Origin of the sequence: Methylobacterium sp. Leaf99 (assembly GCF_001422375.1) — a bacterium.
In the GTDB taxonomy this organism is placed as follows: Bacteria; Pseudomonadota; Alphaproteobacteria; order Rhizobiales; family Beijerinckiaceae; genus Methylobacterium.
On the sequence record NZ_LMMU01000001.1, the window covers coordinates 404,404 to 422,206 of the forward strand.

The following is a 17,803-nucleotide window of genomic DNA, read 5'->3' on the forward strand; positions in this document are numbered from 1 at the left end:
AACCGGGCGCCCTAGCGCAGGGGCAGCCCGGTCTCGATGACGCGGGCCCACAGAGACGCCCCATAGGGCGCCGCCGCATCGCAGAAGTCGTAGTCCGGGTGGTGCAGGCCGGCGCTGTCGCCGTTGCCGAGGAAGATGTAGGCGCCGGGGCGGTGGGCGAGCATGTAGGAGAAATCCTCCGCTGCCATCATCGGCGCCACGGCGCGGTCGACCTGCGCCTCGCCGACGAGCCCGGCGGCCACGTCGGCGATGAAGTCCGTCTCCACCGGGTGGTTCTCGGTCACCGGATAGCCGCTGCCGAAGACGATGGCCCCGCGTGCGCCGAAGGCCGCGGCGACGTTGCTCACCACCGCCTCGATCCGGCCCTGGACCAGCGTCCGCACCGGCTTCGACAGGGCTCGCATGGTGCCGCGCAGGGTCACGCATTGCGGCAGGACGTTGAACGCCTCTCCGGCCTCCAGGGCGCAGACCGAGACCACGGCGCTGTCGAGGGGGTCGACGGAGCGCGCCACGATGGATTGCAGGGCCACCACGATGTGGCTCGCCACGAGGACGCTGTCGATGGCGGCGTGCGGCTGGGCGGCATGGCCGCCCTTGCCCTCCACCGTGATGGTGAAGCGGTCGGTGGAGGCCATGATCGGGCCGGGCCGGATGGCGAAGTGTCCGAGGGCCAGGCCCGGAATGTTGTGCAGGCCGTAGACGGTGTCGATGCCGAAACGCTCCATGAGCCCGTCGCGGACCATGGCCTCGCCGCCGCCGCCGCCCTCCTCCGCCGGCTGAAAGATCATCACCGCCGTGCCGTCGAACTCCCGGGTCTCGGTGAGATAGCGCGCCGCGCCGAGCAGCATCGCCGTATGGCCATCGTGGCCGCAGGCATGCATCTTCCCGGGGTTCGTCGAGCGGTAGGGCAGGTCGCGCACCTCCTGGATCGGCAGGGCGTCCATGTCGGCACGCAGACCGATGGCCCGATTCGAGCCGTGCGCCCGCCCCCGGATCACCCCGACAACGCCGGTGCGGCCGATGCCGGTGACGACCTCGTCGCAACCGAAGGCCCTGAGCTTGTCGGCGACGAAGCCGGCGGTGCGATGGACGTCGTATTGCAGTTCCGGATGGGCGTGGAGATCGTGGCGCCAGGCGGTGATCTCCGGCGCCAGGGCTGCGATCCGGTCGAGGACGGGCATGGGACTGACTTTCGAGAGGTAAGAACTCTCAGGACGGGCGTCGTTGGGCGTCGATCCAGCAAACAAGGGGCCACACGCGGGGTCAATGCCGCGCCGGCCTGAATCCGCGGTTCGGACTCGCGGCGGTCGGCTGATCATCGCCCGCGAGATCGTCCAGGATCGGACAATCGGGGTGCGCGTTCCCACCGCAAGTCTCGGCGAGCCGGCTCAACGTGCGGGTCATCCCCTCCAGGGCGGCGATGCGCCGGCGCAGGTCCGCGACGTGCTCCAGGGCCACGGCCTTCACCTCGGCGCTCGCTCGCCCGCGGTCGCGCCACAGGGCGAGGAGCGTCCGGATGTCCTCGACGGAGAAGCCGAGGTCGCGGGACCGGCGGATGAAACGCAGGGCATGGAGATCGGAGGGCCCGTAGAGGCGGTAGCCGCCCGGCGTGCGGGCGGCGGGCGCGACGAGGCCGGTCTCCTCGTAGTAGCGGATCATCTTGGCCGAGACGCCCGTGACGCGCGCCGCCTCGCCGATGGTCACGGGCGCCGTGGTCACGACTCCCCCCCTGCCCGACGCAGGCGCAGGGCGTTGGCGAGGACGAAGACGCTCGACAGGGCCATGGCGCCGGCCGCCAGGACCGGCGACAGCAGCGGCCCGCCGAACGCGTGAAGGGCCCCCGCCGCCACGGGGATCAGGGCGACGTTGTAGGCGAACGCCCAGAACAGATTCTGGCGGATGTTGCGCATCACCGCCCGCGACAGGCCGAGGGCCGTGACGAGGCCCTCCAGGGCGCCCGACATCAGCACCACGTCGGCGCTCTCGACGGCGATGTCCGTGCCCGTGCCGATGGCGATGCCGACCTCGGCTTCGGCCAGGGCCGGCGCGTCGTTGATGCCGTCGCCGACGAAGGCGACGGCGCCGTGGCGCGCCCGCAAGTCGCGCACGGCCTCGACCTTGCCGCCGGGCAGCACCTCCGCGAACACCGTCCCGATCCCCAGCGCCCGGGCCACGCTCTCGGCGGTGCCGCGCGCGTCCCCCGTCACCATGGCGACGGTCAATCCGCGCGCCTTCAGCGCGGCCACGGCTTCGACGGCACCGGGCTTGATCGGGTCGGCCACGGCGAGGAGGGCGGCGAGGCACCCGTCGACGGCAACGTAGAGGGGGCTGCGCCCCTCCGCGTCGAGGGACGCCGCCCGTGTGGCCAAGTCTCCGGTGGCCAAGTCTCCGGTGGCCAAGTCCCCGGTGGCCAAGTCCCCGGCCGCCAAGTCCCCGGCCGCCGAGTCCCCGGTGGCCAAGTCCCCGGTGGCCAAGTCCCCGGTGGCCAAGTCCCCGGTGGCGATGCCGAGACGCGCCATGTGGCGGGCGGCGCCCACGGCCACCGCACGTCCGCCGACGCGGCCGGCGATCCCGAACCCCGGAACGGCCTCGAACCCCGTCACCGCTCCGAGGCCGAGCCCCCGCGCCTCGGCCGCCGCCACGATGGCCCGCGCGATGGGGTGCTCGGAGCGCGATTCGAGGGCGGCCGCCAGGGCCAGGACCTCGTCGGCCGAGAACCCCGGCGCCGGATGGAGGTCGGTCAGGCGCGGCCGGCCCTCCGTCAGGGTACCGGTCTTGTCGAGGGCGACCGTGCGGACGTCGCGCAGGGCCTGCAGGGCGGCGCCGTTGCGGAACAGCACGCCGCGTTCCGCCGCGCGACCGGTTCCGACCATGATCGAGGTCGGGGTCGCCAGTCCCATGGCGCACGGGCAGGCGATGATCAGCACCGCGATGGCGTTGACGAGGGCGAATCCCAGGGCCGGGCTCGGGCCGAGGACGAGCCATGCGAGGAAGGTGAGCGCGGACGCCGCCATCACGGCGGGGACGAACCAGGCGGTGATTCGATCCACTAGGGCCTGGATCGGCAGCTTGGCGCCCTGCGCCGCCTCGACCATGGCGACGATCCGCGCCAGGGCCGTCTCGGCGCCGACGGCGCCGACAACGAGGTCGATGCTGCCGGTGGTGTTGAGGGTTCCGCCGATGACCGTGGCGGCGGTGCCCTTGGACACCGGTACGGCCTCGCCCGTCACCATGCTCTCGTCGACGTAGGTCGTCCCCGCGACGACGGTGCCGTCCGCCGCGACGCGCTCGCCGGGCCGCACCCGGACCACGTCGCCGAGCCGCAGCTCCGCCTGAGCCACGGACACTTCCGCGCCGTTCCGGATCACGCGGGCGGTGGCCGGCGCCAATCCGACGAGGCGCGCGATGGCGGCGCCCGTGCGGCCCTTGGCCCGCGCCTCCAGGGTGCGGCCGAGCAGGATGAGGGTGACGATGAGGACCGCCGCCTCGAAATAGAGATGCGCGGTACCGGGCGGCAGCCGGTCCGGCGCGAAGACCGAGACCAGGGAATACAGGTAGGCGGCCCCCGCCCCGAGGGCGACGAGGGCGTTCATGTCGGGGCGGCCGCGCGCGAGGGCCGGGATGCCGTGGCCGAAGAACCGGCGACCGGGACCGGCCAGGACCAGGGTCGCCAACGCGGCCTGGACCCAGGCGAACCCGGCTCCGCCGACGACGCCAGCGAGGCCGGGAACGAGGTGGCCGCCCATGTCGATCACCACGATGGGGGCCGACAGGACGGACGCGGCGACGAGATCGCGCCGCACGGTGACGCTCTCCTCAGCCCAGCGCTCTCCGCGTTCGGGTGCGGCACCGCCGGACGCCGCCGCGGGCTCGTAGCCGGCCCGGCGGACGGCCTCCGCCAAGTTCTCGAAGGCGACCGCTCCCTCGGCGTGACGCACGGTGGCCCGGCCGGTGGCGAGGTTGACGGAGGCCGCGGTCACGCCCGGGACACCGGCCAGGGCCCGCTCCGCCCGGCCGACGCAGGACGCGCAGGACAGGCCGCCGACCTCGACCACCGTCGTCGCCTCGGGGACGGCGTAGCCGGCCCGGACGATGGCGGCCACGGCCGCATCGGCGTCGGCTCCGGCGAGGTGCAGGCTCGCCCGGCCGGTGGCGAGGTTGACGGCGACCTCCGAGGCGCCCGGCAGGGCCGCCAGGGCACGCTCGACCCGGCCGACGCAGGACGCGCAGGACAGGCCGGTGACGGGCAGGTCGAGGCGGCGGGAGGGGGAAGCGGGAGACGGTGTCATTCCCCCGATGTGGGGCTTCCCACGGTGGGAAGGTCAAGGGCCGCCACGGGTTCGACAGGCCAGCCCCGCGCCGTGCGCGGTTCTCCGCGATGCGTCGTTGGGTTGCTAACCCGCCTCGGAACCGGACGCCGTTCCGGCCTCGGCGACGAATTCGGGAAAGAACGCCCGCACGGTGGTGCCGGCGCCCGGCGCGCTCTCGATGACGAGGCGGCCGCGATGGCGGTTGACGATGTGCTTGACGATGGCGAGGCCGAGGCCCGTGCCGCCCTGATCGCGGCTCGAGGCGACGTCGACGCGGTAGAACCGCTCCGTCAGGCGGGGAATGTGCTCGGGCGCGATGCCGGGGCCCTCGTCGCGCACGGACAGCACGATGCGGGCGCGCCGCGGCGGCATCTCGTCCCGCTCGACGGAGACCACGACCCGACCGCCGCTGGCGCCGTACTTCACCGCGTTCTCGACGAGGTTCTCGACCACGCGCAGGAGTTCGTCGCGCTCGCCCGGCAGGCGGTGGACGCCCTCCGCCTCCAGGGTCAGTTCGACGCCGCGCTCGCGGGCCAGGGGTTCCTGGGTGTTCACCATCTGGCGGGCGATGCCGGCGAGATCCACGGGCTTCGTCGGGGCCACGTGCTCGCGCAGCTCGATGCGGGACAGGGACAGGAGATCGTCGATGAGGCGCGTCATGCGATGCGCCTGGGTCTTCATGATGGCCAGGAAGCGCTCGCGCGCCGGCGCGTCGTTGCGGGCCGGCCCCTGCAGGGTCTCGATGAACCCGAGGAGGGACGCGAGCGGCGTGCGCAGCTCGTGGCTGGCATTGGCGACGAAATCGACCCGCATGGCCTCGAGGCGCCGGGCGGAGGTGAGGTCGCGCAGGAACAGGACGACGTTGGGCTGTCCGCCCGCCGGACCGTCCGGCATGGGCAGGGCGCCGATCTGCACCTCGAAGGCGCGCTCCGTCGGCACGCGGGTGGTGTAGAGGGTCTTCAGGGGGGCGCCCGTGCGCAGCACCTCCTCGATTCCGTCGAGGACGTCCGGCGCGCGCAGGGCGAACGAGAGCGGGTGGCGCAGCTTCAGGGCCGGCAGGAGGGCGCGCGCGGCCGGGTTGACCTCGATGACCACGGCGCGCCGGTCCACGAGGATCACGGGATCGGGAATGTTGGCCAGCAGCGCCTCGGCGACGGAGTGCCGGGTCCGGGCCGCCGCCTCCGGCGTCACCTGGATGCGCGTCCGGAACAGGCTGCCGACGAGGCCGCCGACGACGAGGGCGGCGACCGACGCCGCGATCCACGGCGCGTCGAGGGCGCCGCGTACCCAGGCGACCAGGCCGAAGGTGACGCTCGCGCACGCGGCGGCGGTCCAGGCGGATCGTCGCGCGCCTCGTGCCATACTGCTCCCCAGCGCCATCCTTCCGGCGGCGTTACGTCCCTTCGGCCCGGCGCCGGGTGCGCCTGAGGACCTCGTAACCGCCCAACATCAACAGGGCGATGACGAACGGAACGAGATAGTAGCAGACCCGGAACAGCAGGAGGGACCCGAGCACCTGATCGCGGGGCAGGCTGGAGAGGGCCAGCAGGATCGTCGCCTCGAACACCCCGAGGCCGCCCGGCGCGTTCGAGGCGATGCCGAGCATGGCCGCCAGGACGTAGATCGCCACGAAGGTGGTGAAGCCGATGGAGGTCCCGGCCGGAAGCAGGACGTAGAGGGTGGCGGCGGCGGCGCACACGTCGCCGATGCCCACCACCATCTGGCTGAGGGACACGGAAGCGCCCGGCAGTTCGAGGCGCCAGCCCTTCACGCGCACGCTGCGGCGCTTGAGCGAGACCCAGGCGAGGTAGGCGACCACGGAGAGAAGTGCGGCGAGGCCGACGCCCTGGTTGAGGCGGATGCTGGTGAAGGTGAGCCCGGCGAGCTGCCCGGCCTCGGCGATGAGGCTCAACCCCAGCACCACCCCCATGCCGAGCCAGAAGGTGAAGCCGGCGATCACCGTGAGGGCCGCGATCTTGGCCGCACTCAGGCCCCGGCCAGAATAGATCCAGTAGCGGATGGTGCCCGCCGTCAGCAGGGGGAAGCCGAGGGTGAAGCTCACGGCGTAGCTCGTGAACGAGGCAAGTGCCGTGGTCCGGTACGGCACCGTGATCTGGAGCTGGCGCAGCGCGAGGGCGTCATAGCAGGTGAGGAACAGGTAGCTGACGGCCACGAACAGGAAGGCGAGGCCGAGCTGTCCTGGCGTCGCCGCCGTGAAGGCGGCGTGGAGTTCGGCCCAGGTGACGGTCTCGACGAGCCGCCACAGGACGAAGACGGAGACGGCGAAGATCACGATGCTGGCGATGGTGCCGATCCAGGCGTAGCGACCCTTCATCGAGCGCTTCGGCTTGGGATCGGCCACGGGCTCGCCCGGCGCGACGGTCGGCGCATCGGCGTCGATCGCCTCGGCCCGGCCGAGGTCCTTGTGCTGTCCCGCAAAGTTCATCGTGTCGGCGTCCGCCTCCGCCGGGCGGCCCCGCTCGACCTCGACGGCGGCATGGGTGTCCCGGGCTTGTGCCGGACCGCGGCCCGTCGCCCGCATTTAGGGGCATCGGCCGCCAATTGCCAGCGACGGGCCGATCTTGCCCGTGGGCCGGGCGGGGTGTCGAGGTATCGTCAGGCGAGGAATGTGGCCGCCTGAGTGAAGCCGTCGCGTATGCGCATCGCGACGTTCGGCGATGTGCAGACGTAGGTCGGGCTCGGATGCGGCACCGCGATCACCGGCCGGCCGGGGCGCAGGGTCGCGAGGGCGGGGCGGCTCAGGCCGGCGACGCGGCCGGCGAGAACCACGACGGCGAGGCGCGGCAGGCAGGCGATCAAAGGTTCGAGATAAGGGGCCGCGGCGGCAACCTCGGAACGGCGGGGGGCGCGGTTGAGGGCATCGGGCGCGTGGATCACCCACGGGACGGCGTTCCAGATCAGGGTGTCGGCCCGCGCGATCCCGGCCTCGGACAGGAACCGGAACAGGTTGGCGGCCGTGCCCGTGGGATTGTCGCGCGAGACGAAACCGCTGCCCCGGGGCCCGGGGGTCTCCAGCAACAGCAGGAGGCGTGCGTCGGCGCCGCCATCCAGGGGATCGGGCTCGGGCACGGCCGCGTCGCGCTCGGCCGCGATGCGGCGGGCCAGGGCGCGGATCGGCGCCAGATGCGCGCCCGCCAGGAGCGCGCGGCGCGCGGCGAGGCGGGCGGGCTCGCCGAGGCTTTTCGGCTTATCCGGCATCGCCGAAAAGGCGTGCAAGGCCGGTCGGCAACGCGCCCCCGCGGTGGAAGCGCTCGACGCCGCCCTCCCGCGCCAGCTGCGCGGTGAGGTTGTCGGCGCCGCCGAACTGGAAGCCGAGCTGGCTGGCGTAGGCGGCGCAGGCGGCACGCTTCGCCTCCTGTGCGTCGGCGTCGAAGGCGATGGTCTGAACGGGAAGGTCGGCGAAGCGATCGCGCAGGGGTTCGCGCGGCGCGGCATCGCGGACGGTGTAGGGAAAATCGCGCCACCACAGGATGGGAATGGCGGGTGCCAGCTCCATGAGGGCGCGCACGGCCTGGATGTGATCGACATGGCCGCCGACGGCCTGAGGCGCGAGGATCAGGTCGGGTGCCGTCTCGGCGATGAGGTCGGCCAGGGCCCGCGTCAGATCGGGAACGATGCCGTCGTCGGACCTGACCTCAGCGAAGAGTTCGGGCGCGCTGGCATAGCCCCGGTGGGGCGCTTCGCGGAACGGCAGGTGCCGCGGTGGAGCGATGCCGAGGGCCTGGGCGGCGTCCCTGTCCTCGTCCCGGCGCAGGGCCATGTAATCGACCTCCGGTCCGAGGCCCTTGTCGGTCTGGCAGGCCAGGGCGAAGCCGGTCGGATCGGCCACCGAGCCGGTGAACAGCGTCGCCATGGTGACGCGCCAGCCCGCCCGCGCCAGGAGGGCGAGGGTGCCGCCGCAGGAAAAGGCGGCATCGTCGAGGTGCGGCGAGAGGGCGAGGGCGGCCGGCATCAGAGCAGGTGCGGCTCGGCGCGGAAGCGGCAGGTCGGATCGTGCGGCAGATCGCCAGAAAATTCCGTCGCCGGCTTTGAATCCGCCACGGCCGCATAGACCTCCATGATCTGGCGTCCCACGGCCCCCCAGGAATAGACCCGACGGCATTCCTCGAGGCCGTCGCGGGCGAGGCGGGCGCGCAAGCCGTCGTCCTCGATCACGCGGGTCAGGGCCTGCGCCAGGGCCGGCACGTCGCCGGGCTGAACCATGAGGCCGTTCTCGCCGTCGCGCAGGCAATCGGAGACGCCGACCGAATGGGTCGAGACCACGGCGAGACCCGCCGCCATGGCCTCCAGGATGGTGTTGGAGAACCCCTCGGCGTAGGTCGGCGACACGAACACGTCGGCCTGGCGGTACAGGTCCGGCACGGTGTCGTAATCGGCGTAGCCGGTGAAGCGGATCTCGGCCTCCGAAAAGTTCAGTTCGGCGGCGCGGGCCTTGGACGAGTCGACGTCCGGACCGATGCCCGAAATGACTGCTTCGAACGGCACGCCCCCCGCGCGCATGAGCCCGAGGGCGTCGATGAAATCGAGCACACCTTTCCGGCGGTCGACGCGGCCGTGGTAGAACAGGCGCACGGGGCCGGCATGGTCGCCGGGTCCCGGCGTGAAGCGGCCGGTGTCGACGGCGCCCGGCACGATGGTGAAGCGGGCCGGGTCGGAGCCGAGGCGATCGCAGACCTCGCCTACAAAAGACGCGCCGCCGATGAGGAGGGCGTTGGCATGGGCCAGAACCTCGCACATGGCGACGCGGTGGGTCTCGCAGCACGAGCCGACCCAGTGGCCGTCCCCGCCCTGGATCGACACCACCGTCGGCACGCCGATCTCCTTGGCCGCCAGCAGCGTCGCCCAGCCGGTGGGGTAACCGTACTGGGCGTGCAGGATGTCGAAGGGTCGCCGCGCGTGCTCGGCCCGGATGGTCGCCACCATGGTGTCGATGTCGCGCTCGAAATCACCGTCCGTCTGCTCGCCGGTCTGTTCGAGGCCGATGACACGGACGCCGGGCACGGCCGGGGGCGGCCCGCCGCCGTAGACGCGGGTGCCGAAGGCGTCGCCGCGATACTGGCTGATCATCGTGACGTCGTGGCCGGCGCCGACGAGTTCGCGCAGGAGGTTCTGGGCGTAGACGCTCATGCCGGAAATGGCCGGGAAGTAGCGACGGCTGACGAAGCAGATTCTCAATGCACCGGCTCCGCCTTGTGCTTGCGGCAAACGCGCAGGAATTGGAGGGAGGCCGGGACCATGACGTCGGCCCTGTGGCTCTCGCGGGAGAGCTCGACGCAGACGAGTTTTTGGAAGCCGACGGCGTCCAAGGCATCGAGGACGCCCGGCACGTCCATGTCACCCTCGCCGAAGGGCAGGTGGATGTGCTCGCCGCGCTTCATGTCCTCGATGGCCACCGTGCCGATGCGGTCGTTGAACTCGGCCACCGCGGCGGCCGGATCGCGCTCGCCGGTGACGAGGCAGTGGCCGGTGTCGAGGGCGAGGTGCAATCCGTCGACGGACAGGGCGGCGAAGTCGTCGAGGGTCTCGATCAGCATGCCGGGTTCGGGCTCCAGGCACGGCACCACGCCCTTGGCGCGGGCGTACTCGGTCACCGCGACGAGGCCCTCGTTCAGCCAGTGCCGGGCTTCCGCATGGTCGATGCCGGGCTTCGGCACGCCGGCCCAGAACGAGACCGCCTCGGCGTGGAGGATGTCCCCGATCTCGATGGCGCGCTTGAGGAAACCGACGCGGCGGGTGCGTCCGGCGGCATCGCCGCTCACCAGGGTCGGCTCGTGCTTGGCCTTCGGGTCGAGGAGGAAGCGGGCGCCGGTCTCGATCACCACGCCGAGGCCGAGGCGCTGGAGCCGGCTCGACAGGGCCTGCGCGTCCTGCACCCAATGCTCGGCGAAGGGGTCGAGGTGGTGGATGTCGAGGGTGAGGGCAACGCCCTGGTAGCCGGCCTCGGCGATGAGATCGACGGCGTCGGCAAGGCGATGGTTGGCGGTGCCGTTGGTGTTGTAGGCAAAGCGCAGGCTCATTCGCCCGTCCCCTGCTGGGCCAAGCGGAACGGCGCGTGGTGCGATTCCGGTTCGCGATAGAGGGGGTAGTGCGACCCGACGATCCGGTCGGCCAGCGCCGTGTCGAACAGGGGCTGCCCGCCGAAGCGCTCCAGGGCCTCGAGGGTCAGGCGCACGGGCCGCAGGGTCTCGCTCGCGTCTCCGAACCGGATCAGCGGATGGTCGCGTTCGATGAGCTTTTGCGTGTTGCGCTCGCCGATGCGGTGGTAGCTCATGGTCTCGACCTCGAGGCCCGGCACGATGGCCTTGACCACGCCGACCGAGCCGCCGGGCGGGGCGCAATCGACGTAGAGGACATCGAAGCCTGCGTCTTCCAGGCGGTCGCGGGCGATGCGGCCGCGGGCATGCCCGTCGGGGGCGGCCGTCGTCGGCAGATCCGAAAACTTCTTGGTGCCGCGCTCGGAATAGACCGTGTCGCGCAGGGTCGCGGCCAGATCCTCGGGCGGCAGGACGATCCATTCGAGCATGGCCTTCAGGGCCCGGCTCTCTTCGAGGTCGAGGCTCGGCAGGGCCTTGTCGATGAAGGCCTGGACGTAGCCCGGCGGGGTGACGCGCTCGGCGAAGGACAGGGGGCCATGGCCGAAGGCCTTGCGCACGCGCGCCGCCTGGAACTCGAGCAGCGCCTTGCGCAGGGCGCGCTCGCGGTCCGGGTCGCAGGCCTCGCCGCAGGCCGACAGGGCGATGGGCACGGGTGCGTCGGCGAGGTTGGTGTCGTGGCCGACCACGTAGATGTTGGTGAGGCCGAACTGGTCGGTGGCGAATTTCGGCAGGGCCTTGATGCCGAGCGCCTCCAGACGGTCGAGCATGCCCCGGGTCTCGGGACCGAGCCCCTCCGACAGGTCGAGCATCACACCCTGGTCGAGGGCCCGGAACAGCAGGCCGTTGCCATCGCGCTGCAGGAGTTCGAGGAGGCCGTGACCGAGGGCGAACGCGGTGTCGGGTCCGGCACCGAGGCCGTTGGTGATGAGGTTGGTGAAGGGCTTGTAGCCCTCCGACAGCTCGAAATAGTCCGTCGCGGCGATGTCGAGGGGCATCAGCACGGTCTCGCCCGTGCGGGCGCGGATGGCGGGGGTCCATTCGAGCACCGAGCCCCAGCCGATGGGGCTGCCGGCCGGCAGGCACAGGGTGAGCGGATCGGCGACGGAGCCGGCGCCGAACACCTTCACCAGGTCGTCGTAGCTGCCGCGCTCCTTCTTGCGGGGCATGACGGCCAGCGACGGCATGAGATTTTCGGCGATCTCCGCCACGGCGCCGATCAGGGCTTCGTCGTCCGTGGCGCCGTAGCCGATGCCGCTCGGCATGGCACCGATGAAGAACGGGTCGTCGAGGAACAGGGACACGAACCAGACCGGGATGCCGGTGCGATCCAGCGGTGCCAGGGGAAAGCCGACGATGCGGCCCTCCGGCAGGATGTCGAGATAGGCGCGCACGGGCTCCGGGAGCGACGCGGGCAGGCCCTCGATCCGGCGCTTGGCGCCGTGGGTGTAGGCGCGCGGAGCCTTCACGCGCGGATTGCGGGCTCTGGCGTCCTGATCGTGTTCGCTCACGTAATAATCCGTTCTCAGGCCAGGGCGTCGTAGGCGCGCGCCAGGAGCCGCATGGTGTGCAGGTCTCGGGCTGCGCTGTAGGCCTCCCGCTCCGCGGGACGCCGCAGGGCGGAGCCGAAGGCCCGCACCTGTTCGAGGAAGGGCGAGGCCGCGCCGTCGAAGGCGACACCCTCGGACAGGCCGGTTGACCCGTCGATGAACGTAAGGCTGCCGCCCGCCACCTGCCCCATGGTGTCGATGGCCGTGAGTTGCCCCCCGGTCCCCGTCACTTCCAAGCGCCGGCGCGGCAGGGCATCGGGGCAATTGTAGGCCACGTGCAGGTTGGCGAGCACGCCGGACTCCGTGCGGCCGATGAGGAGCGCGCCGTCATCGACGGCGTAGTCCTGGGCCCGGGTCTGGGTGAGGGCCGCGAGATCGACGATGGACTCACCGACGAGAAAGTCCACGAGGTCGAGGCCGTGGGGCGCGAGATCCATCAGGGCGCCGCCGCCGGCCTTCTTCGGATCGATGCGCCAGTTGTCCTGGCCCGCCACCGAGGTCCAGGCCCGCGGCAGCCAGCAGGCATAGACGATCCGCACGGTGGTGACGGTACCGAGCCGGCCTTGCGCGATCCAATCGCGCATCGCCCGATGGGCGGGGTGATGGCGCTGATCGAAGGCGGTGCCGTAGAACGTGCCCTGTGCGCCGACCGCCGCCGCCATGGCTTCGGCGTCACTGAGGCTCGCCGCCATCGGCTTCTCGCACAGGATTGCCTTGCCGGACCCCGCCAGGGCCTCGATGGCCCCGCGGTGGAGATGGTTCGGGGTGGCGACGTAGACCGCCTCGACCTCGCGATCGGCCACCAGATCGGCGAGATCGGCGTAGGCGCGGGCTCCCAGCGCTTCGGCGGCCGCCCGCGACTCCGCGCCCGGATCGACCACGGCGACGAGGCGGTGGCCGGCCGCGCGGATGCCCGGCGCCATGTAGTCGCGTGCCACCCAGCCGAAGCCGACGATGCCCCAGGCGACGGAATCCATCACCAGCGCTCCGGCAGATCGACGTATTCGCGGGTCCGAATGCGGTCCGCCTCGGGCGTGTCGAGGCCGCCGCGCCAGTCGAGGGTTTCGGGTCCGTCGGAGTGGATCGGATAGGTCGCGCGACCGGAATACTCGGCTTCGTAGCGCTCGGACGGCCACGCGATGACGTAGCCGCCGGCGGGATCGGGCACGTAGAGGGGGTTGAGGCGCAACGATGCGCCCACGCGCGGCAGGGTGATGCCATCGACGATGGCCCGCGGCGCCGGGCGCATGCCGGGACCGGCGACGACGGAGAAGGCTTCGACCTCGGTGAGTTCGCTGGGTGCGCGCGGTGACGGCGCCCGTGCCTCGACGAGGGCGCGGGTGAGGTCGGCGTCGTCGTAGACGAGGCCGTCGGGGAACAGCTCCTCAATCTCGCCCGCCGAGACGGCCCGGCCGGCGGAGAAGCCCGGCCTCCCGCTGTTGTGGATGTGGCTCAGCACGAGCCAGCCGTCGTCGCCGGCATTCTGGCGCAGGTTGTCGAGCACCTCGGCCTTGCCGTCGAGAAAATAGAAGGCGTCGTTGCAGACCACGAGATCGACGGGTGCACCGGGAATCGGCCAGTGGGGCGAACCGGCGTCGAAGCAGATGAGCTGGACGTCCGCCCCCACCACCCAGTGCCGGGCGACCCAGAGCTTGGCGAAGACCACATCGGCGCCGGAGACCTTGAGGCCCCGCATGGAGAAATCGCGCAGGTAGTGGCCGATGCCGCAGGCGAACTCGAACACGCAGACGGGGTCGTTCCAGTGCGCCTCCAGGAGGGCGAGACCGGCGAGGTAGGTCGGATCGCTCCAACGATGGACGAAATAATCGCCGACGCGCCCCCAGCCGAGGAGGCGCACGGCATCGCGCAGGCTGAACTTGGCCCGCTCACGCACGAGTTCGTGCAGGTCGAGGGTATCGGCCGGCGGACCGGTCCACCAATCGTCCTGATCGGCGAGCAAGCCTTCCAGGGCGAGGCCCGCCTCGCCCGCATCAAGGAGCTTGAGGGTCCGCGTGACGAGCTCGGCGCGGTTCGTCCGAAGATAGGGAATGCCGTCGATGACGGGCCAGCGGGCCCCCGTCCCCGCTTCGCGCAGGGAATGGGGCGTGTCGGCCTTCAAGGGCTCGCCGGTCTCGGGCGAGTAGAGTGCGAAGGGAATCATGGCACCGTGTCCGCGTGATCGAACCTGTGGATCACGGGATATGCATGTCCGTCAGGACACGATCATGAAACCCCTTCACCGGGCCGGCATGGACGAGTTCCATGTCGTCGAGGACGATCGCCATGGTCAGGCCGGCCGCACGCAGGTGCTGGGCGATCTGGAGGACACGGTCGATGCAATCGGCGGCATGGAAGGCTCGGCCCTCCGCCGTCGCATCGTCGGGCAGGACGGCGCGGGCGCGCTGGACGGTCTCGCGCAGGGGCGGATCGAGTTCATCGAGCGCCCACTGATTGGTGCGGGCCATGATCGGCCCGAGATGGTCGCCAAGCAGCATTTCGCCGGTGAAGCCGGCATCGGGCATCGCGGCGTTGTGGAAATGGTGGCTCATGGCGGCCAGGAACACCAGGGTCGGGTCGGCCCGGTAGAATGGGCTCAGGACGACGCCGTACACCGCCACCATCAGGCAATGCTCGGCGTGATTCTCTGGCGGCTCCAGCAGGATGCGGGGCTTGCCCGGACAGGTGACCCCGGCGCGGGGCTGATGCGCCAGGGCGGAGACGAAGGCCGGAAGCGATCCCGGCAGAGCGCTGCTGGTCCCGCGCAGGCGCGCCCGCAACCGGTCGCGCAGGGCCGGATCGACGGCATCGGTGACGGCATCGAATCCGGCGACAAGTACGTCGGACGCCGCCTGGTGTTCGAGTCCGGCGGCGGCGAGGAACGCCGCGTCGAGGTCGCAGAGCCGCGCGGCGGCGAGCGCCTTGGCGGTGATGTCGAGGGCGACATCCTCCGCCGCCGCGCCGCCCGTGAGGGCACCCCAGCCCTGCGCGAACAGGCGCTCGGCGATGGAGCCGAGACGCCCGGCCGAATGGACCCGCTTCAGGTCGTTGAGTTCGACCAGGAGCGGGCGCAGGGCGAGGGGGGCGGCCGCGCCGCCCTCCGAGGAAGCCGACATCAGTTCACGCCGAGCCAGTCGAGGAGCATGGTCTGCTGCTTGCCGAAATCGTGCTCGGGGCCGCGACCGTTCTTGACCATGGGTGCCTTGAAGAACGACGAGAGCTGCTCCTGCACGCCACCGTCGCCGCGCGTCTTGGCGAGATCGAGGACGCGGGCGATCTCGATGACGAGGGGGGCCGCCAGGATCGAGTCCTTGCAGAGGAAGTTGACCTTGATCTGCATGCGCTGACCGAGGAAGCCGGTGACGTCGATGTTGTCCCAGGCTTCCTTGTCGTCGCCGCGCGGGCGGTAATAGTGGATGTGGACCAGGTGGTCCTCGACGGGATAGCCGAGGATCGAATCCAGCACCGTGCCCTTGGTGTTGAGCTTGGACTGGAGCGAGTCCTTGTCGTTGAGGGCGAGGCCGTCGCGGTTGCCGAGGATGTTCGTCGAGAACCAGCCGTCGACGTGGAGGGCGCGGGCCTTGAGGGCGGGGGCCAGCACCGTCTTCATCATGGTCTGGCCGGTCTTGCCGTCCTTCCCGGCGACCGGGACGTTGAGGTCCTTGGCCATCTCCAGCAGCGCCGGCACGTCGGCGGCGACGCTCGGGGTGAAGTTGGCGTAGGGCACGCCGCTCTTGATGGCCGCGTAGGCGTAGAGCATCGCCGGGCTGATGGACTCGTCGCTGGAATCGAGGCCCTTCTCGAAGGCTTCCGGCGAGTTCAGGGTCGCGGCCGTGAGATCGGGCCAGCGCTCCGTCGAGGCGAGGTTGATCACCACCACATCGTCGAGATTGCTCTCGGCCTTGAACCGCCGCAGATCGTTGGCGATGACCGAGACCGCCTCGCGGTGATCGGCCGCCACGATGCGGTTCACGCCTTCGATGTTCTTGCAGAACTTGGCGCTGCCCACCGCCGGCCACGGCTTGATGCCCTTGAGCACCTGGGCGCCGTTCTCGATGTCCTGCGCCGTGAGCACGCCGTGCCCCGTCGCCGCGGAGGCGAGGTCGTCGTCGTTCAGATCCCAACCGGCGAAGACAAGATCCTTGTAATCGGCCAGGCCGGCGACGGAAAGACCGGCGAGGGGCAACCCGTCGAGGCGGTTCGATCCGGATTTGATCATCTCGATGCCTGCGATGGCGGTGGTGGCGACGGCGCCACCCATGCCAACGAACGCAACGCCGACTCGGCGACCGGTCTGCATGCTCATTGGAAAAAGGCTTCCTTCATTGGGTCCACGGGGATCGTCGCTCCACACATCGGAGCATTCCCTCGGGCCTTAGCTAACTGGACCGCTCGCGCGTCATTCCAAGTCCAGCGGGAGACGCTTTTTTGACGCGGTTCATCTGAACGGACGCCGAACGTTTCGTTAAAACTTCGTGAAAACAGAGCCTTAACCGTCCGTTAAGCGTGCCACGGTTGAATCACGGCGCTGTCCCATTCTGGTCACAGCCGGCGGCGAGACATCGCCGCGCTGAACACATCGAAGCCGCGCCCACGAAGGCAGCGGCACGAACAAGGATCAAGGATGGGGGTTTTCCCGGAGCCGGCGCCCCGCGCCGACGACGTGAGCCGTCTCGTGCCCAACGAGACCTTCAACGCAGATTCCTCCGTGGCCTGGCTGCCACGGACCGAGCGCCGCGCGCGCCGGACCCTCGCCAAAGCTGGACGCAGAGCCCTCGTCACCCTCGTGACCGGGCTCGCCCTCGGAGCGGCCCTGCCGCAGAACGCCCTGGCACCCGCCGCAGCCGCGCATGCCCGGATCGACGAGCGGGCCCTCAGCGCGCAGGCGCAAGCCCTGGCGCACACCGTGCAATCTCAGAACGCCGGCGAATGGACCGGGGTTCCCATCGTTGAGCAGGAACCTGCGACTGCGGTCCTGATCGCCGAGGATCTCGCGGGGCTCGCCCCGATCCGGGATGCCGCCGGAACCGAACGCCTGCGTTTCGGCGCCATGGAAGTCCCCCGCGAGATCGTGGACACCATCCTGCGCGCCTCCAGCGAGACCGGCGTCGATCCGGTCTACATGATGGCGCTCGCCGACAAGGAATCGAGCTTCTCCACCACGGTGAAGGCCGCCACATCCTCCGCCGAGGGCCTGTTCCAGTTCCTATCGAGCACCTGGCTCGAACTGATCCGGACCTACGGCGCCCGCCATGGTCTCGAGGGCGAGGCCGCCGCCGTCACCGGACGCGGCGGCGCCATCACCATCGCGGACGACACCCTGCGCACCCGTGTCCTGCGCCTGCGCCAGGACCCCTACACCGCCGCCCTGATGGCGGGTGAACTCATCAAGCGCGACCGCGGCCGGATCGAGCAGCGCATCGGCCGCGATCTCACCACGGCCGAGCTCTACTTCGCGCATTTCCTCGGCACGGCGAGCGCCGGACGCTTCCTCGCCCTCAACGCGGAGAAGCCCGGCCAGGTGGCCAAGCAGGTGTTCAAGGCGGCCGCGCGGGCCAATCGCAGTCTGTTCACGGAGAAAGCCGGCAAGGGCTGGCGCAGTCTCACGGTGGCCGAGGTCCGCGAAAAGATCGGTGGCATGATCGACCGCCGCCTCGACCGGTACGAGGGCGTGGCGGCGCTGGCCGCCCCCGAGGTCAAGGTCGAGCTCCCGACCCTGGAGGCCGAGGCCGGAGAAGCGGCGCCCATCCATCGCGTCCGGGTGACCGAGGCGACGGCGGCCGACTGAATCGTGGGAGCGTAGCCGCCCGGGAAAAATTCAGTCTAGAACCGG

General features: G+C 70.9%; 15 protein-coding genes. 1 reads left to right on the forward strand and 14 read right to left on the reverse strand.

Annotation, left to right across the window (positions count from 1 at the left end):
* Positions 1-11 precede the first annotated feature (11 nt).
* The 14 genes from ASF28_RS01875 to ASF28_RS01940 form a co-directional block, all read right to left on the reverse strand.
* Complete coding sequence (locus ASF28_RS01875) at positions 12-1,181, reverse strand: M20 aminoacylase family protein (protein WP_056086907.1); 1,170 nt, start codon at positions 1,179-1,181, stop codon at positions 12-14.
* Positions 1,182-1,263: 82 nt separating this feature from the next.
* Positions 1,264-1,659 (reverse strand): MerR family DNA-binding protein, encoded by a 396-nt coding sequence (locus ASF28_RS01880; RefSeq protein ID WP_370692887.1) that lies wholly within the window; start codon positions 1,657-1,659, stop codon positions 1,264-1,266.
* Between the two features lie 56 nt (positions 1,660-1,715).
* Positions 1,716-4,289: a heavy metal translocating P-type ATPase gene (locus ASF28_RS01885; protein ID WP_056086914.1), complete on the reverse strand. Its 2,574-nt coding sequence runs from the start codon at positions 4,287-4,289 to the stop codon at positions 1,716-1,718.
* A 105-nt stretch (positions 4,290-4,394) separates the two neighbouring features.
* Positions 4,395-5,672, reverse strand: coding sequence for an ATP-binding protein (locus tag ASF28_RS01890; RefSeq protein WP_056086917.1), 1,278 nt, complete (start codon positions 5,670-5,672; stop codon positions 4,395-4,397).
* Between the two features lie 31 nt (positions 5,673-5,703).
* On the reverse strand, positions 5,704-6,756 hold the full coding sequence (locus tag ASF28_RS01895) for a lysylphosphatidylglycerol synthase domain-containing protein (protein ID WP_056091049.1): 1,053 nt from the start codon (positions 6,754-6,756) through the stop codon (positions 5,704-5,706).
* Between the two features lie 170 nt (positions 6,757-6,926).
* Complete coding sequence (locus ASF28_RS01900) at positions 6,927-7,529, reverse strand: uracil-DNA glycosylase (RefSeq protein ID WP_056086919.1); 603 nt, start codon at positions 7,527-7,529, stop codon at positions 6,927-6,929.
* Positions 7,519-8,283: a PIG-L deacetylase family protein gene (locus tag ASF28_RS01905; protein ID WP_056086922.1), complete on the reverse strand. Its 765-nt coding sequence runs from the start codon at positions 8,281-8,283 to the stop codon at positions 7,519-7,521. The genes ASF28_RS01900 and ASF28_RS01905 overlap by 11 nt, the downstream gene beginning before the upstream one ends.
* Positions 8,283-9,506 carry a glycosyltransferase family 4 protein gene (locus tag ASF28_RS01910; RefSeq protein WP_056086925.1) on the reverse strand — a complete coding sequence of 408 codons (1,224 nt, stop codon included), beginning with the start codon at positions 9,504-9,506 and terminating at the stop codon, positions 8,283-8,285. Before ASF28_RS01910 ends, ASF28_RS01905 begins: the two co-directional genes overlap by 1 nt.
* Positions 9,503-10,348, reverse strand: coding sequence for a sugar phosphate isomerase/epimerase family protein (locus tag ASF28_RS01915; protein WP_056086928.1), 846 nt, complete (start codon positions 10,346-10,348; stop codon positions 9,503-9,505). Before ASF28_RS01915 ends, ASF28_RS01910 begins: the two co-directional genes overlap by 4 nt.
* A complete protein-coding gene (locus ASF28_RS01920) occupies positions 10,345-11,934 on the reverse strand; it encodes a YcaO-like family protein (protein ID WP_056086929.1) in 1,590 nt (529 codons plus the stop codon). Before ASF28_RS01920 ends, ASF28_RS01915 begins: the two co-directional genes overlap by 4 nt.
* A 14-nt stretch (positions 11,935-11,948) precedes the next feature.
* Complete coding sequence (locus tag ASF28_RS01925; protein ID WP_056086934.1) at positions 11,949-12,950, reverse strand: Gfo/Idh/MocA family protein; 1,002 nt, start codon at positions 12,948-12,950, stop codon at positions 11,949-11,951.
* Positions 12,950-14,134, reverse strand: coding sequence for a class I SAM-dependent methyltransferase (locus tag ASF28_RS01930; RefSeq protein WP_056086937.1), 1,185 nt, complete (start codon positions 14,132-14,134; stop codon positions 12,950-12,952). Before ASF28_RS01930 ends, ASF28_RS01925 begins: the two co-directional genes overlap by 1 nt.
* Before the next feature lie 31 nt (positions 14,135-14,165).
* The gene (locus ASF28_RS01935) at positions 14,166-15,086 is read right to left on the reverse strand and encodes a hypothetical protein (protein ID WP_056086940.1); all 921 of its coding nucleotides are present in this window, start codon (positions 15,084-15,086) and stop codon (positions 14,166-14,168) included.
* Positions 15,086-16,276 (reverse strand): inositol-3-phosphate synthase, encoded by a 1,191-nt coding sequence (locus ASF28_RS01940; RefSeq protein WP_056086943.1) that lies wholly within the window; start codon positions 16,274-16,276, stop codon positions 15,086-15,088. The genes ASF28_RS01935 and ASF28_RS01940 overlap by 1 nt, the downstream gene beginning before the upstream one ends.
* A 318-nt stretch (positions 16,277-16,594) precedes the next feature.
* On the opposite strand from ASF28_RS01940, the gene ASF28_RS01945 reads away from it, so the two are divergent.
* Positions 16,595-17,758 (forward strand): transglycosylase SLT domain-containing protein, encoded by a 1,164-nt coding sequence (locus ASF28_RS01945; RefSeq protein ID WP_056086945.1) that lies wholly within the window; start codon positions 16,595-16,597, stop codon positions 17,756-17,758.
* The last annotated feature ends 45 nt before the right edge of the window (positions 17,759-17,803 follow it).